At 71.2% G+C, this 15,769-nt stretch carries 13 protein-coding genes and 2 pseudogenes; 7 read left to right on the top strand and 8 right to left on the bottom strand.

Annotated features, from left to right (window positions below):
- Positions 1-129 precede the first annotated feature (129 nt).
- Genes IE251_RS10300 through IE251_RS10290 form a run of 3 tightly spaced genes read left to right on the top strand, consistent with a single transcriptional unit; the run spans position 130 to position 1,960 of the window.
- Entirely contained in the window at positions 130-1,026 is an 897-nt protein-coding gene (locus IE251_RS10300; protein ID WP_189752921.1) for an STAS domain-containing protein, read from the top strand.
- On the top strand, positions 1,023-1,514 hold the full coding sequence (locus tag IE251_RS10295; RefSeq protein WP_189752607.1) for a hypothetical protein: 492 nt from the start codon (positions 1,023-1,025) through the stop codon (positions 1,512-1,514). Before IE251_RS10300 ends, IE251_RS10295 begins: the two co-directional genes overlap by 4 nt.
- The gene (locus IE251_RS10290; RefSeq protein WP_189752606.1) at positions 1,514-1,960 is read left to right on the top strand and encodes an anti-sigma regulatory factor; all 447 of its coding nucleotides are present in this window, start codon (positions 1,514-1,516) and stop codon (positions 1,958-1,960) included. Before IE251_RS10295 ends, IE251_RS10290 begins: the two co-directional genes overlap by 1 nt.
- A gap of 70 nt (positions 1,961-2,030) precedes the next feature.
- Here IE251_RS10290 and IE251_RS10285 read toward each other — a convergent pair whose 3' ends face one another.
- Together IE251_RS10285 and IE251_RS10280 are read right to left on the bottom strand one after the other, a co-directional pair.
- Positions 2,031-2,534, bottom strand: a complete 504-nt coding sequence (locus IE251_RS10285; RefSeq protein ID WP_189752920.1) for a MarR family winged helix-turn-helix transcriptional regulator — start codon at positions 2,532-2,534, stop codon at positions 2,031-2,033.
- A 395-nt stretch (positions 2,535-2,929) separates the two neighbouring features.
- A complete protein-coding gene (locus tag IE251_RS10280; protein WP_189752919.1) occupies positions 2,930-3,775 on the bottom strand; it encodes an RNA polymerase sigma factor SigF in 846 nt (281 codons plus the stop codon).
- A gap of 756 nt (positions 3,776-4,531) precedes the next feature.
- On the opposite strand from IE251_RS10280, the pseudogene IE251_RS40890 reads away from it, so the two are divergent.
- Positions 4,532-5,261, top strand: a pseudogene (locus IE251_RS40890) (beta propeller repeat protein); the annotation flags it as partial.
- A 28-nt stretch (positions 5,262-5,289) separates the two neighbouring features.
- Here IE251_RS40890 and IE251_RS10275 read toward each other — a convergent pair.
- The 3 genes from IE251_RS10275 to IE251_RS10265 all read right to left on the bottom strand — a co-directional run bounded on the left by IE251_RS10275 (position 5,290) and on the right by IE251_RS10265 (position 6,473).
- A complete protein-coding gene (locus IE251_RS10275) occupies positions 5,290-5,685 on the bottom strand; it encodes a DUF6234 family protein (protein ID WP_229896684.1) in 396 nt (131 codons plus the stop codon).
- Positions 5,686-5,838: 153 nt separating this feature from the next.
- The gene (locus tag IE251_RS10270) at positions 5,839-6,261 is read right to left on the bottom strand and encodes a PIN domain nuclease (protein ID WP_189752605.1); all 423 of its coding nucleotides are present in this window, start codon (positions 6,259-6,261) and stop codon (positions 5,839-5,841) included.
- Positions 6,258-6,473 (bottom strand): type II toxin-antitoxin system VapB family antitoxin, encoded by a 216-nt coding sequence (locus IE251_RS10265; RefSeq protein ID WP_189752604.1) that lies wholly within the window; start codon positions 6,471-6,473, stop codon positions 6,258-6,260. The genes IE251_RS10270 and IE251_RS10265 overlap by 4 nt, the downstream gene beginning before the upstream one ends.
- A 257-nt stretch (positions 6,474-6,730) precedes the next feature.
- Between IE251_RS10265 and IE251_RS10260 the strand changes: the two genes are divergently transcribed.
- Positions 6,731-8,632, top strand: a complete 1,902-nt coding sequence (locus IE251_RS10260) for an alkyl/aryl-sulfatase (protein WP_189752603.1) — start codon at positions 6,731-6,733, stop codon at positions 8,630-8,632.
- A gap of 329 nt (positions 8,633-8,961) precedes the next feature.
- Complete coding sequence (locus IE251_RS10255; RefSeq protein WP_189752602.1) at positions 8,962-9,405, top strand: DUF7144 family membrane protein; 444 nt, start codon at positions 8,962-8,964, stop codon at positions 9,403-9,405.
- A gap of 807 nt (positions 9,406-10,212) precedes the next feature.
- Here IE251_RS10255 and IE251_RS10250 read toward each other — a convergent pair.
- The 3 genes from IE251_RS10250 to IE251_RS10240 form a co-directional block, all read right to left on the bottom strand.
- Positions 10,213-12,618, bottom strand: a complete 2,406-nt coding sequence (locus IE251_RS10250) for a non-reducing end alpha-L-arabinofuranosidase family hydrolase (protein ID WP_189752917.1) — start codon at positions 12,616-12,618, stop codon at positions 10,213-10,215.
- A 94-nt stretch (positions 12,619-12,712) separates the two neighbouring features.
- Positions 12,713-13,135, bottom strand: a complete 423-nt coding sequence (locus tag IE251_RS10245; protein WP_189752601.1) for a hypothetical protein — start codon at positions 13,133-13,135, stop codon at positions 12,713-12,715.
- A 42-nt stretch (positions 13,136-13,177) separates the two neighbouring features.
- Positions 13,178-14,896: an RICIN domain-containing protein gene (locus IE251_RS10240; RefSeq protein WP_373301980.1), complete on the bottom strand. Its 1,719-nt coding sequence runs from the start codon at positions 14,894-14,896 to the stop codon at positions 13,178-13,180.
- 191 nt (positions 14,897-15,087) lie between these two features.
- Here IE251_RS10240 and IE251_RS10235 point away from each other — a divergent pair.
- Positions 15,088-15,510: pseudogene (locus tag IE251_RS10235) on the top strand (site-specific integrase); the annotation flags it as partial.
- Between the last annotated feature and the right edge of the window lie 259 nt (positions 15,511-15,769).

The raw sequence follows: 15,769 nt of genomic DNA, 5'->3' as shown, positions 1-15,769 counted from the left end.
GGTGGGTCCGCCCGATTGTGACGATCGCGTGTTGGCCTCCGTACACCTTCCGCCCGATGCTTGCCGCGTGGCAATAATTGCCGGATGGCTTGCCGTCGGCCGGTCGGGGACGCGCACAGCAGGGAGACGATGAAGGTGGCCGAGTACGACACGACACCCGAGGTGGCCCGGGAACTGGGCGCCTTCCTGGAACGGCGCCGCGAGCAGATCGCCCAGCGGTGGGCGGACACCGCGCTGTTCCGCACGGTCTTCACCGTCTCCCGGGACGAGGCGGTCGAGGCGGGCAAGGCCGTGCTGGACGCCCTGGCCGAGGTGGCCCGCACCGGGCGGCTGGAGGATTCCGGCGCCCCGGGCTTCGCGGCCGTCAGGGAACAGCTCGGCCGCATGGCCGCCGCCCGCTCCCGGGCGGGACTCGGCCCGTCCCGGATCGCGGGCGAGGTGGCCGGACTGCGCGAACCGGCCGTCGCACTGCTGCGGGCCGACCTCGAGGACGCCGCCGGCGAACACACGCACGCGTGCGCGCTCGCGCTGACGGTCCTGATGGGCACGCTCCGGCTGGTGGTCATGGAGACCACCGTCGGCGCCGGCGGGGAACTGATCGCCCGGCAGCGGCAGCAGCTGCTGGAGATGGCCACCCCCGTCATCGAGCTGTGGGAGGGCGTCGTCGCCGTACCGCTGATCGGCACCCTGGACAGCGCGCGCACCCAGGTCGTGATGGAGAGCCTGCTGGAGGCGATCGTGGACCAGCGGGCCCGGTACGCCATCCTCGACATCACCGGCGTACCGACCGTCGACACGTTCGTGGCCCAGCACCTGATGAAGACGGTCGCCGCGGCCCGGCTGATGGGCGCGGAGTGCATCGTCTCCGGCATCCGCCCGGCCATCGCGCAGACCATCGTCCACCTCGGCATCGACCTCGGGACGATCACCACCCGGGCCGGCCTCGCCGACGCCCTGGCGTACGCGCTCACCGGGCAGGGCATCGTCGTCTCCCCACCTCCGCGCGCGGGAGCGGGCCCGCGGTGACCGGCCTGTCCGCCATCCGTCAGGGTCCGGTGCCGGCCCCGGTGCTGGGCGAGGGCCTGCCGGTCACCTCGCGGGGAGAGCCGTACGACGGGGCGGCCGGACACCTTCGGCACGACATCGCCGGGCGCGCCGCCGCCGGCCCGGCGCCCGCCGGCGGTGCCGTGACCGGGACCTACGGCGCGGCGACCGCCGGCTGCCTCCCCGGTCGGGCCCTGGCCGGGACCGTCGACCCCTTTCGCGGTCGCGTCCCGGCCGAGACCATCGACTTCATGCCCGGTCGTGTCCCGGCTGAGATCGCCGACTCCTTTCCCGGCCGTGTCCTGGCCGGTACCGCCGGCACCGCGTGCCTGCCGGCCACCGGTGACGCCCCGGCCACCCGTACCGTCCTGGCCGGGACGCGCCCCGCACCGGACATCGGCAGAGCCCTGTCCCTCCCGGACCACGGCTCCTCGGCCATCCCATCCGTCCACCCGGAAGAGGGTGCGTGATGCACGCCCCACCCGTCTCGGCCACCTGCCTGCCCATCGGCTCGGACGCGGATCTGGCCCAGGTGCGTCAGCACGTGCGCCGGATCGCGGCCGACCTCGGATTCGGCCTCGTACAACAGACGAAGCTGGTGACCGCCGTCAGCGAACTCGCCCGCAACACCCTCGTCCACGGCGGCGGCGGGCACATGGAGATCATCCGGCTGGAGGAGTGCGGCGTCCGGCGCGGCCTGCGGCTGTCCTTCGTCGACGCCGGCCCCGGCATCCGCGACATCGACCTGGCGATGACCGACGGCTACACCTCGGGCGACGGCCTCGGTCTGGGCCTGAGCGGCGCCAGACGGCTCGTCCAGGAATTCGTCCTCGACAGCCACCCCGGCCGGGGCACCACCGTCACCATCACCGACTGGGTATCCGGAGTGCCGTCGCCCCGTACGGGAACGCCCTGAGCGCGGTCCGGGACAACCCGGTGCCCGGAGAAGAGGGTTGGCCGCCGGGAACCGGTCAAGGGCACCACGGTCAGGGGAGCGGCCCGTCGGTCCGCGTGCCCGTACCGCCCTGAGCGGTCAGGAAGGCCCGCATACCCCGGCTCAGCGCCTCCCGCGCGGCGGGGTCCATGCCGGCGAGGACCGCGGCGAGCGCCTGCGCTCTGCGCTCGGCCACCTCGCTCAGCACCTGCCGGCCGCGCCCCGTGAGGACGAGCTGCACCTCACGCCGCTTGTGCGGATGCAGCAGCCGTTCCAGCAGGCCCGCCGCCTCCAGCCGGTCGCACAGCCGGCTGGCGGTCGGCGGACCGATCTCCATGCCCTCGGCCAGCGCGGTGAGATTGAGCCCCGGCTCGGCCTCCAGGATCCGCAGGGCCCGCAACTGGTGCGGCGACAACCGCAGACTCGCGCCCTGGGCGGCCACCGCCCACAGGGTCGCCAGAGCGTCCACGGCATCGGCGATCCCCCGCGCGACGGCCAGGAGATCGTCCCCCGGTCCGTTCGGCCGGTCGTCCCCGATGCCGCCGAGACGAGTCACGAACACATCGCTTTCAGTAATGGCCTGCCCATGCCGATACCACCCACATCCACACGCGGTACCCGGCGAGCCGCCGTACAACCACCTCCGGTGGGGCATCGTGGGGACTCGGGCAGAACCGCCCGCTTCCCACGGGCGGGGACGTGACCAGGAGGCGGCGGTACGCGAATGCGGCGGTCGGTCGTGATGCGCGCAGGCCACTCCAGGACGCCGACGAGGTCCGGCGACCGCGCGGACCGGGCGACCGCCGGGCGCGCGGCGGCGGACCGGCGGGGACGACGGCCGGCCCATCCTCGGACGCGTCAGGTGCGAGTCGGTTCAGCGCCGCCGCCCGGTGGACCGGCGCGAGTCCTCCGTGACGGTGGTACGCCGGCCGCCGCGGAGGTGCGGCGGGCTCACCCGGTGGCGAGCATCCCCGAGCGCAGTCGCGCCACGATGCGGGAGATGAGCCGGGAGACGTGCATCTGCGAGACGCCCAGTTCCTTGCCGATCTCCGCCTGGGTCCGCTCCTCCACGAACCTCAGGTGCAGGATCCGCCGCTCCCGCTCGTCCAGCCCGGCGACGAGCGGGGCGAGGGCGTGGAAGTCCTCGACGAGTTCCAGCGCGGTGTCCTCCTCGCCGATGAACTCGGAGAGGGCCGCCTCGCCCTCCTCGGCGTCACCGGTGATCGCGGCGTCGAGGGAGGCGGAGTTGTAGCCGTTCGCCGCGATCTGGACCTCGACGACCTGCTCCTCCGTGAGGTTCATCAGGGCGGCCAGCTCCGACACCTTCGGGGCCCGCCCCAGCCGGCTGCGCAACTCCTCGCTCGCCTTGGCGAGTTCGGTACGGGCCTCCTGCAGCCGCCGCGGCACGTGGACGGACCAGGAGGTGTCCCGGAAGAACCGCTTGATCTCACCGACGATGTACGGCACCGCGAAGCTGGTGAACTGCACGTCACGGGAGATCTCGAACCGGTCGATCGCCTTGATCAGGCCGATCGTGCCGACCTGGACGACGTCCTCCATGTCCTGGCCGCTGTTGCGGAAGCGGCGGGCGGCGAAGCGCACCAGCGACATGTTCATCTCGATGAGCGTGTTGCGCGCGTACTGGTACTCGGGCGTGCCCTCCTCGAGCACGGCGAGCCGGTCCAGGAACGTCTTGGTCAGCTCACGGGCGTCCTGGGGTGCGACCTTCTGCGGATCCACGATCTCGGGCAGCTCCGTACCGGAGTCGGTCGCCGTCCCGACGAGTGCCGTCGTCATCCCAGGCCCTCCCTGCCATCCACGCCCGCCCCCGGTGGGCCGGCCCTCAGCAGCGCGCCTACCCGATAACAACCACCTCATGTCACCCGTGTTCCGGATCACCGTCGGACGGCCGGCGCCGCGGCGGTCACCGCGGTCCGGACGCGCGGCCGGCCGGCCGGTGATCACTCGTGGAAGGGCTGTCCAGGAGAAGACGACGGAGCGCAGCAGCAGGCGATCGGACGCGCCTCCGCCCGGCCGCAGGGTGTAGTAGGTGTCGCCTTCGCAGTCGGCGTCGAGGAAGACGGTGGCGGTGGAGTCCGTGAGGTTCTTCGGAGCCCGCGACACCGCGCCGGGTCCGGCGGCGGGCGTGGGCAGGTTGACGCACACGCGGCTGGGCGGGTTGTTCAGGAAGCCGACGGCGTCGTATCCCTCGTCGGTGGTGTAGGTGTAGCGGAACTGGCCGGTCGCGGCGGAGGCCGAACCCGGGGCGGTCAGCAGCAGGACGAGGGCACTGCAGGCGGCACCGACGGCCGCCGTGACGGAACGAAGAGACACAGGTTTCCTTCTGTCGGGTAACCGGTACGGTCAGTCCCAGCGATGCCCAGGAAAAGGCGGTCCAGCCGCTTTGTCCCCCGAACGGGGCCGCCTCACGTCCCGCACCGGTACCTGTGTTGACCCGCCGCGGCAACCTTTGCGGCGCCTGTGACCACCTGTAGCCGGAGCCCGGCCGGTGCCCCCGGCCGGGGTTCCGTGTTTCGCAGGTGAACGGCACGCGAGGACGCCACCGCCACCGACAGCGGCGGTACGAGCCACTGGACCGCGGGGGCCCGGGGGCTGGAGGAGACCTCGCTGATGGACGCGGTCGCCCCGCCCGGCGGCGCGACCGTCGTCACCGCCATGGGCGACCAGGGCGGGTTCCGCCCATCGACTTCGCGCAGGCCAAGCCCATGATGATGGCCCGTGTCGGCCGGGGCGGCGCGCAGGACGGCGCCTACTCCACCGACGGCGGCGGCAGCTGGACCGGCTTCCGGGCGGAGCCGGTGCCCGGCGCCCAGGACGGCCATGTCGCGGTGGAGGCGGACGGTTCCGCCATCGTCTGGACCGAGGACGGCCAGGCCCCGTACCGCTCGACCGACAAGGGCGCGAGCCGGCAGAAGGTCAGCGGCCCCGGGGGTTGGCGCCGTGGTCGTCGCCGACCGCTCCTCGGCCAGGACGTTCTACTCGCTGTCCGGCGGCACCCTCTACGCCGGCACCGACGGCCGGCTCACGGCCGTCCCCGGCATCGCCGGAGACCTGGTGGATCGCCGGCGGTGCCAAGGGGCTGCTGCACTCCACCGACGGCGGCCGCACCTTCACCACGCTCACCACGGTGAGGTCCGCCTCGGCCCTCGGCTTCGGCAAGCCCGCGCCCGGCGCCTCCTACCAGGCCCTGTACCTGATCGGCACCGTCAAGAACGTCACCGGCGTCTTCCGCTCCACCGACAAGGGCGCCACCTGGCTCCGCCGACAGGGCGGGAGCGGCCCCGGCGGGCTCAGCAGTTCGCGCTGTAGCGGACGCACCCGGGCGGCGGGGCGTGGCGCTGATCCCAGTCGTGCTGCGCGGCCGTCAGCGCTCCGCCCGCCAGGAGAGCGACCAGCAGGTGCGCGATCACGGTCCAGCGGGCACGGGAGATCGCCGCGAGCACCGCCAGGACGAGAGCGGTGATCAACAGTGCCCGTATGCGCCCCATGTACGCGAGACCGGCCGCGTCGATTTGCCATTGCGCGCCTTGCGCGGCCCATACGTCGAGGCCATAGCCGTACACCGCGTCCAGCGCGAGCCACCCGGCCTCCAGCAGGAACAACGGGACGGCGAAGGCGAGGTCCACGCCCAGGCGTGTACGACGCGCCCAGGGGCGCCGGCGTTCCGGGGCCGTGATGTCGGTCATGGAAGCACGCTGCCGCGACCGGCGCGGGCCCCGCATGAGTACCCGTACTCAACCGCGCGGCACCGCCACCCACCCGGTCCGACCGCCTCCAGGCGTACGAGCGGCCAGGTCATGGCTTCGACGACACGACGGAGGCCGACGCCTGCCCCTGGTTCATTTGCCCGCTTCGGGGCCGTACCACTGGAGGGCCTGGCCGGTGACGGCGGCGATGCACTCGAAGTCCCGGTCGCGGTGCAGCAGAGTGAGGCCCTGCAACTCGGCCGTGGCGGCTACCACGAGGTCGACGGCTCCGGCGCTGCGGTGCTGTCCGCGCTGGGTGAGGATCTCCTGGACCCGCCAGGCGCGGTCGTAGGCGCGGTCGTCGACCGGCACCCAGCCGAAAAGCAGACGGAGGTCTTCGATACCTCGCGCGCGGTCGGCAGCGGAACGCGCGCTGTAGAAGAACTCCAGCTCGGTGATGGAGCAGGTCGCGATGAGCCCGGCGGCTGCCGCCTGGTCCCACCCGTACTGCTCGGCGTCGCCGTGCAGCATGCGGGCGAGCGCACTGGTGTCGATCAGGTACTGCGCGGCGTTCACCGGCGGTAGTTCCCCTTGTCCTCGAAGAGGTCGAGGTCGAAGGCTCCCTCTCCTGCCGAAGCCCGCAGGCGGGTGAGGGCCAGGGCCCGCCGCCGGGTCTCCAGCACCTCGCGCAGCGCGGTGTTCACCGTCTCCTTCTTGGTGCTGGTGCCCAGGGCCTTGGCGACGTCTGCGACGAGTTGGTCGTCGAGGTCGATCACGGTACGGCTCATCGGCTACCTCCGCTTTGATATCTTTGATGTCATCATTGATATCTTATTCGATAGGTCGAGGTCGGCCGACCCGGTACGGGGGTCTCCCTGATCCGGACCGTGCGGCAAGTCGCGGCGCGCCTACGGGCCTGGTCCGCCGGTCGCGGTGCCCCCGAACGGAGTACATCCAGTAGTGCGGGCCGACAAGCCCGGTGAGGGTGGTACCGGCCGCGCGCTCGTGTCGTCGGCCCTCCCACGTAGTCCGCGAGGGGACCGACATGACGCAGACCACCGACGCCAAGCCCGCCGAGCGCCGGGTCGCGGAGGCCAACGCGGCCGTGCGGGAGCGGTTCGCCTTCGATGACACGCGGGATCTCGAGGACGCGCGGCGCGGTTTCCTGGGCACGGCGGGGGAGAGCGTGATCCGGGACCGGGACGGGCGCGCGGTGTGGGACCTGGGCGCGTACGGCTTCCTGGAGCAGGACTGCCCGGAGACGGCCAATCCGAGCCTGTGGCGGCAGAGCCGGCTCGTCGCCGACCACGGGCTGTTCGAGGTGACCGAGGGCATCTACCAGGTGCGCGGCTTCGACCTGTCGAACATGACGATCGTGGAGGGGGAGCGCGGCGTCCTCGTCATCGACCCGCTGATCTGCGCCGAGACCGCGGCGGCGGGCCTGGCCCTCTACCGCTCCCACCGGGGCGGGCGCCCGGTGAGCGCCGTGCTGTACACCCACAGCCACGTGGACCACTTCGGCGGCGTCCGGGGCGTCGTCACGGACGAGGACGTCGCCGGCGGCGTACCGGTGTTCGCCCCGCGGGGTTTCCTGGAGCACGCGGTCAGCGAGAACGTCTACGCCGGTACGGCCATGAGCCGGCGCGCCGCCTACATGTACGGTGCCGCCCTGCCGAAGGGCGGCCGCGGGCAGATCGGCGCGGGCCTCGGGCAGACCACGTCCACCGGCGCGGTCGGCCTGATCCCGCCGACGGCGGACATCACCCGCACCGGGCAGACGGAGACCGTGGACGGCATCCGGATGGTCTTCCAGCTCACCCCGGGCACCGAGGCACCGGCGGAGCTGAACATCCACTTCCCGGACCACGCGGCGCTGTGCATGGCGGAGAACGCCACCCACAACCTGCACAATCTGCTCACCCTGCGCGGAGCGGAGGTCCGCGACCCGCGCGTGTGGGCCCGCTACCTCACCGAGGCCATCACCCTGTTCGCGGGGTCGAGCGACGTGGCGTTCGCCTCGCACCACTGGCCGACCTGGAGCCGCGACCGCGTGCTGACGTTCCTGAGCGAGCAGCGCGACCTGTACGCCTACCTCCACGACCAGACCGTACGCATGCTCAACCAGGGGCTGACCGGCCTGGAGATCGCCGAGGAGATGAGGCTGCCTCCCGCGCTGGAGCGGGCCTGGCACACCCACGGCTACTACGGCTCGGTCAGCCACAACACCAAAGCCGTCTACCAGCGTTACCTGGGCTGGTTCGACGGCAACCCGGCGCACCTGTGGGAGCACCCGCCGGTGGCGTCCGCGAAGCGGTACGTGGAGTTCATGGGCGGAGCCGACGAGCTCCTGCGCCGGGCGCGGCAGTCCTTCGCCGCCGGTGACTTCCGCTGGGTCGCGCAGGTCGTGAACCATGTCGTCTTCGCCGACCCGGACAACGCCGAGGCCCGCGCGCTCCAGGCCGACGCGCTGGAACAGCTCGGCTACGGCAGCGAGAACGGCACCTGGCGGAACTTCTACCTCATGGGCGCGCTGGAGCTGCGCCACGGCTCGGTCGGCACACCGACGGTCACCGCCTCGCCCGACGTGCTGGCGGCCCTGTCCCTGGAGCAGCTCTTCGACGCCCTCGCCATCCGGGTGGACGGCCCCCGCAGCTGGGACGCGGACATCACCGTGCGCTGGAACGTGACCGGCGGCGAGCCGGTCACCCAGCGGCTGCGCAACGGCGTCCTCACCCATGTCACGGGCGCGAGCCCGGACGCGGGCGAACCGGACACCGAGATCACCCTCACCGAGTGCGATCTGCGGGCCGTCCTGCTCGGCACCCTCACCCCGGACGAGCTGGCGGGCCGGGACGGCGTCACGGTCACCGGGGACATCGGCCGCCTGACCGACCTGCTCGGCCACCTCTCCGCCCCCGACCCGGACTTCGCCATTGTCACGCCCTGAGCCGGGGAATCGTCCCGCCATGGGCCGGGGACGGGCCGCCGGGGTGAAGGGCCGGACGATCAGGTGCCGGCTCTCCCCGCTCCGGGGAAGCGCCGTCACAAGGGCGTGGTGACGCTCTACGGCAGCGTGTTGTCCGGCACGGTCACGGCCCTCGGCGGCGCGCCGCTCCCGGGGATCCGGCCCGTCACCATCACTCCGGATGCCACCAGCACACACCCTCACCCGAACGGCTCAGCCCTTGTGGCCGGGAGCCGCTGGGAAGCGGAAGGTCGAAGCACGTGAGGCGGGCCGCCCGGACGCCGCCCGCCACGGGAGAACGGAGTGCGACCATGACCGCGCAGCCTCACCCGGGAGCGCCGTCCGGCGGTTACGGCACGCCCCCCACCGGACACAGCGCCCTGGCCGCCGGCGGCGCCACCTTCGCCGGCGTCCTGCTGCTCGTCAACGGCATTCTGGCGATCTTCCAGGGCATCTCCGCGATCGCCAAGGACGACGTCTACGCCCGCGTCGGCGACTACGTCTACAAGGTCAACCTCACCGGCTGGGGCTGGATCCTGCTGATCCTCGGCGTCATCGCCGCCATCGCGGGCTGGGGCATCCTCACCCGCGCCGCCTGGGCCCGCGCCGTCGGCATCGCACTGGCGTCGCTGAGCCTGATCGCGCAGTTCCTGTTCCTGCCGTACCAGCCGCTGTGGTCGATCGTCATCATGGCCGTCGACGTGTTCGTGATCTGGGCCCTCGCCTCCTACCAGCCGGAGCCCGCCCGGCGATGACCGTAATGCCATTTTTGAAACGCCCGTCCGAGGCGCCCGATGCGCACTCGCCGCGTGGAGCCCGGCGGACAGGCCGGGTCCGCGCCGTACAGGGTGATGTCTACCGGTGGTGGGTGGCAGCGATCGAGGCCGATGGCGACGGCGTCGTGCCGGCCGGTGCCTTCGTACCGGTCCCCGGCCCGCCGGCCAGGGCCAGCAACAACAGGAGAAGCAGCAGACCTCCGCCTCCGGAGCCCGCTGCCACGGTGACGGTGCGTGGGCTGATGGACCGGTGGTGCCCGCGCACGCGGGTACCGTCGGAGCGGTGGTGGGGACGGACGTACGTGGTCGGTCCGGCGGGCTCCGGACGGGGCTGCCGGGCAGTGCGTCGGGTGGTCGCACGGGGCTGTGCGGTGCGCGGCCGGGTGCGGCGGGTGTGGCCTTTGACGAAGGTGCCGTCGCGGCGGTAGTGGGGGCGTACGTAGGTCACGGGCGGTCCTCGGCGGTGAGAGGGGGCGGACCCGCCCCCAGGCGAAGCCGGGTGTTCCTCGGCACGGCAATCGACGGTAGCGACCGGCACTGACAACGGGCGGCGGCCGACTGCCCGCCTGCGCCCAGCAGTTGGGCGGACGCCGGCGCTTGACGTCACCGGCGTCTTTCGCTCCACCGGCAAGGGCACCACCTGGCTCCGCGTCGACGACGACGCCCACCAGCGGAGCGTCTACGCCGGCCCCGACGGACGCGGCCTCAGTACGGTGACCCGTCCTGGCGGAAGAAGGGACCCCAGCCGGTGTGCGGCTGGGGTCCCTTCGGAGTGGAGCGGGCAGGTCAGCGCTTCAGGGTGAGGACGCCCGGCCGGTACGGCAGTTTGTCGTAGGGGGTGTCCGTCGGTGTGCCGGGGGACTTGCCCTGGTAGAGGAGCTGGAGGTTGCAGGGGTCGATGGTCATGGTCTGGTCGGGGTTGTCGCGGACCAGGTCGCCGTGGCTGATGTCGTTGGTCCAGGAGGCGCCGCTGTTGGCCTTGCCCGCGAAGGGGTTGGACTCGGTGGCGGCCTGCGGGGTCCAGGAACCGCTCAGGCTGGTGGCGGTGAAGGAGCGGAAGTAGCGCTGCTCGTTCGCGCCCCGGGCCTCGACGATCATGAGGTACTGGTTCTGGCCCTTGACCTTGTAGACCTGCGGCGCCTCGAACAGGTTCTTCGCGGTGTCGCTCATTACCGTGGTGTACGAGGAGCCGAAGCTGCCCGGGAAGTTCCCGATCGGCATGCTCGCCCGGTAGATCTTGCCGTTGTCACCGGCGAAGAACAGGTACATGTTCTTCTCGTCGGCGATCAGGGTCTGGTCGATCGGGCCGGTGGGGGAGTCGGTGCGGGGGATGCTGCCGGTGAACAGCGGCTGCGGCGCGGACCAGCCGTTGGGGTTGGTCGGGTCGCTCGACGTGCGGTAGCTGAAGGGCCAGCCGCCACTCCACTGGGAGGCCAGCACCCAGATCTTCTTCGGCGCGAAGTAGAACAGCGTGGGCGCCACCGCGGACTGGCTCATCCCCTTCTGGCCGGCCGAGGCCATGTCCGACCAGTTAGTGAAGGGGCTGAACGCCATGGAGCCGTACGACGTCCCGCCCGACACGTTCGAGCCGTAGACCAGGTGCTTTCCGTTGTACGTCACGGTGGTGAAGTCCTTCAGCGCGGTCCACCCGTTCGCCGGCTGCGCCAGCGCACCGGTCGACGTCCACCGGTACGTCGACGGAAGAGCGCACGTACTGCCGCCCGACAGCGCGGCCGCCCTGAAGTTCCAGTGCTGGTGGGCGCCGCCCTCGGAGTCCCGGACCTGGACGGGAGCGCCGTTGGCGGTCCGGTCGCCGGGGATCTCCAGTGCCCGGCCGTCGGCGACGTTGGTCAGCGTGTAGGAGCCGTCGCTGTTCCGGTGGGCCCGCCAGTGCTGGTTGGCGCCGCCGGTGGAGTCCCAGATCCGTGCCCTCGTCCCGTTGCCGGTCTGGCTGCCCGGCTCTTCCAGTACCCGGCCGCTGGCGACGTTGGTCAGCGTGTAGGAGCCGTCGCCGTTCCGGCCGGCCCGCCACTGCTGGTTGGCGGCACCGGCGGCGTCCCACACCTGGAGCGGGGTGCCGTTGCCGTTGTAGCCCGCGGGCTGGTCGAGGACGCGTCCGGAGGCCGCGTTGGAGAGCGTGTAGACGGCGCCGGAGGTGATGCCCCCACCCGGCGTGCCACCGCCCGCCGTGCCGCCGCCGTCGCCGCCCAGAGCGGTGAGCACCGCGTCGTAGGCGGGCTTCTTCCTGCCGCTGCCGTCGAACAGCAGCGGGTTCTCACCGGTGCGCCACGAGTCGCTGTCGCGGATGCCCCACACCGTGATGCCCGTGCAGCGCGCGACGTCCAGGCATGCCTTGACCGCGTCGGTGTACGCGGTGGCGGACGCCTGGGCGATGTCGAGCTCGGTGATCTGGACGTCCACGCCGAGCGCGGCGAAGCGGGACAGGGTGGTCCGGAAGCTCGCCGGCGGCCCGCCGGCGCCGAAGTGGCTCTGGAAGCCGACGCAGTCGATGGGCACGCCCCGGGACTTGAAGTCCTTGACCATCTTGTAGACGCCCTGGGTCTTGGCGTCGGACCAGTTCTCGATGTTGTAGTCGTTGTAGCAGAGCTTGGCCGCGGGGTCGGCCTTCCGGGCGGTGCGGAACGCCTCCTCGATGAAGCCGTCGCCCAGAAGGCTCTGGAACACGGAGTCACGGTGCCGACCGCTGCCGCCGTCGGCGAAGGCCTCGTTGACCACGTCCCAGGCGTAGATCCTGCCCTTGTAGTGGCCCATCTCGGTCGTGATGTGGTTGTCCATCACACTGCGCAGGGTGCCGGCGTCGTTGATGGACTTCAGCCAGTCAGGCAGCTGCTTGTACCACACCAGGGTGTGGCCGCGCAGCCGCTGGCCGTGCGCCGTGGCGTGGCTGACGATCGTGTCGGCCGGGCCGAAGCGGAAGTTCCCGCGGGAGGGCTCGACGGTGTCCCACTTCATCTCGTTCTCCGGGGTGACCATGTCGAATTCCCGGTCGAGAACGGTGGAGTACGTCGAGTCGCCGAGCCTCCCGGCAGCCACGGCCGTACCGAAATATCGGCCGCTGCCGGCCGCCGCCCCGGCCAGGGTCGGCGTGGGGTGATCCGGCGTGCGGGCGGCCTGGGCGACGAGCGGTACGGCGGCACCCACGGCGGCGACAAGCGCGCCGGCGGCGAGCAGACGGCGGCCGGTCGCCGGCCGGCGGCGATGAGAACGGTTCTGATCTGGCAATGACGTGCCCTTCTGGTGCAACGGGCCTTGGTCTGGGGCCCGGTCACCTGCCAGTCGGCGCCGGCCCCGCGGAAGGTTGCCGTGATCGGGAAGGAATCTTTCCGCCGGGCCGTGATGCCGCACCTCTGGGTTGCCCCCGGTCCGTGCGCGTGCCCGCCGTCGGAGCATCCGCCGTGGTCAGCGAGCGGCTGCACAGGTGCGTCGCCCCGTCGCCGGACTCGTAGGTCATCAGCTCACCGCCGCCCAGGTCGAGCGACTCGATCCCGAAGGGCACGGCCGGAAGGTCCACGATCCGGTGCACCCGGGGCAGACCGTCGGCGCCCGATTCGATCTCGGCGATGCCGTAGTCCAGAGCGGACTCCCCGCCGGCGAGGACCAGGCCGCCGCCGGGGGGCATGACGGCGGCGGGATCCGCCTGCTTGAGCAGGGGCGGTTCCGCGGAGCCGTCGAAGGTCAGCGCTGACACGCTCCAGACGAAGGAGCCGTCGCGCCGCGCGACGACGAGTGACTACTTGAGCGGTGTACCGCCCGAGTTGCCATAGGCGATCGTCTTGCGGACCAGGTTTCCGCCATCGGACTCCACTGATGTCTGTTCCTGCTGCCCCGCCCCGAAGAACAGGCCGGCGACATGGGCGTTCGCCACCTGGTCCATGTGCGCGAAGAGCCAGTCCACCTTGTCGTCCTTGTAATGGTTGAGCGTGTTGTTCTGTGCCATGTTGCCCACGGGGATCTGCCACAGGACCACCGGCTTGCCCACGGACTCGGCCATCGTCTTGTAGAACTTCAGCGCGGCGGTGGCCTTCTGGTCGGTCCAGAAGGTGTCACGGCCGCCGTGGGCCGGCTGTGCGTACCAGCCGGCGTCGCGGTCCGTCACATCGCTGACCAGGAAGTCGGCGTTCCGTGCCCCGAGCTTTGCGTAGTCCTGGACGCATGCCTGCGTGCTGGTCTGCCAGTCGAAGCAGGAAAGGTGCATTCCCACGGCGGCGTTCGGCGCGTACTTGCGTACCATCGACATCAGGCAGCGGGAGAGTCCGGCGGCGCTGTTCTCCTGCGATCCGCAATCGGTCGGATTCGCCGCTGAGACCTGCGCGGCAACGCGGTGCGGATCACCGAGCGACCGTACGTAGCCCCAGAAGTCGGGCTCGAGGTCGATCGCGTCGTGCGACGTGCCGATCTTCTGGAGGAAGAAACGGTAGTCGTTCAGGTACCGGGTGAGCAGGTCGGCCCTGTTGATGGCCTTGACCTCGCCCGGGCCGTCCCCCTCGCCTGCCAGATCCCCGAGGTCGCGCAACGAGTACCACGTCCAGAGCATCTTCTGCGGACGCGGGCGGCCCTTGTACGTCGCGTGGGCAACCTCGGTGTCCCGCCAGGTCACGTACGTGCCAGGTGCCGTGGTGCTGCCATTCCAGCAGCCCCACCAGTTCGACCACCCGTCCTGGCAGCGCGCCGCCGAATAGTAGGCCGACGAGGGCGCCGGCTGGCTGTGCACGTAGGCGTAGCGCATGTCGAACGGCGCCGCGGCCGCCGAGGCGTCGGTCATCGAGCCCCCGATGAGCACCCTGCTGCTGCCCATGAAGCGCGTCGTCGAGCCGGAGTGACCGGGCGTGGGGGACGACGGCCGCGTGTCGACACTCCCGGCCGGGACGAGTTGCCATTGCTGATCGGCGCCGCCCCGGTCGCGGTCCTGGACCACGTTGACCCCGTCGGCCTTGGCGGAGCTGTGGACCCCGACGGCCATACCACTGAAGCGATTGACCAGACGTACGTGGCCGTCCGACGACTTGGCCAGCTTGAACTGCTGGTTGGTGCCGTTCAGGTCCTTCCACTGCACGATGGCGGAGCCGGCGGTCTTCGACCAGCCGAGGTCGTCCAGCACCTTGCCGGAGTTCCGGTTCTGCAGCCGGTAGTAGCCGTCACCCGCGTCGATGAACCGCCACTGCTGGTTGGCCCCGCCGTGGCGCGCCCACTGCACCACCGCCGCGCCGTCGTTCGTGGCGGAGCCGCGGTCATCCAGCACCTTGCCGCTGCCGCGGTTGACCAGGACGTACCACTTCTTCAGATCCAGGGTCTGCTGCGCCGAGGCCTGGCTGACCACAACGGCGGACCCGGCCACGACCACCATGGCCAGGCCCGCCCAGAACCCCCGACGCGCGAGCAACCGACGCCCACGATGCTTCGGGCGACCACCGCGGGCGCGGCCGCCGGCGTCTGACACCACCGCTGACATGGGCGGCCTGGGGACATCTCTGTGCTCTCGTTCGAGGGGCATGCCTGTGCTCTCTTTCAGCCGTGCATCTGACCGGACCACCTGGCCGGACAGCACTGAGTGGTCCGAGAGGCCGAAAAGGTTGCCGCGAAGAGCCACGATTTTTTTCCGCCTCGCCCGCCCGAGTCGGAGCGCACCAACGGCAAGCACGCTCCCGGCCCGTCGTACTCCCGGCCTTCCTCCACAAGGAGCTGAGGCAACACCTCGCGTGGTTCGCCGAGAAGGGCCCCGACGGCCTGGTCTTCGTCGGCGAAAAGGGGGCGCCCTTCCGCCGTACCCCCTTCGGACGGAACTGGCGCCGTGCCCGAGCCACCGCCGGTCTCCCCGACGACTTCTGTTTCTACGACCTTCGTCACACCGGACACACGCTCTCGACCCGCTCCGGCGCCACGCTCAAGGACACGATGGTCCGCGCCGGTCAGTCCTCCGAGAAGGCCGCGCTGATCTACCAGCACTCCGACGAGGAGCGGCAGCGTGACGTCGCCGCCGGCCTGGACGACATGGTCCGCGCCGAACGTGCGAAGCACCACATCGACAAGAGCGCGCACCACAAGGCGAAGCCCACCGGCAGCTAGCCGCCGCTTGTGGTGCGGATGTGGTGCGCGGCCCGCACAGTGGTCCAGACAACAAACAACCCCCGGGTCTCTGACCTGGGGGTTTGTCATGGAGTGGGTGACGAGAATGGAACTCGCGCTCTCAGCTTGGGAGCTGCGGGCACCGAGCACGAGTTGTAACGAGCTGGTGCGTGATAGCGATGGAGTCGTGTTTGCCTGATCGGAGTCGTGCTCACGTGTTGGCGGTGCGGTCGGAGACGAGGCCGGCGATGGCCCGGTA

This window comes from Streptomyces eurythermus, from assembly GCF_014649115.1.
Lineage (GTDB): Bacteria > Actinomycetota > Actinomycetes > Streptomycetales > Streptomycetaceae > Streptomyces > Streptomyces eurythermus.
Note: the sequence above shows the minus strand (reverse complement) of the source record. Positions and strands in the feature narration are given on the sequence as shown.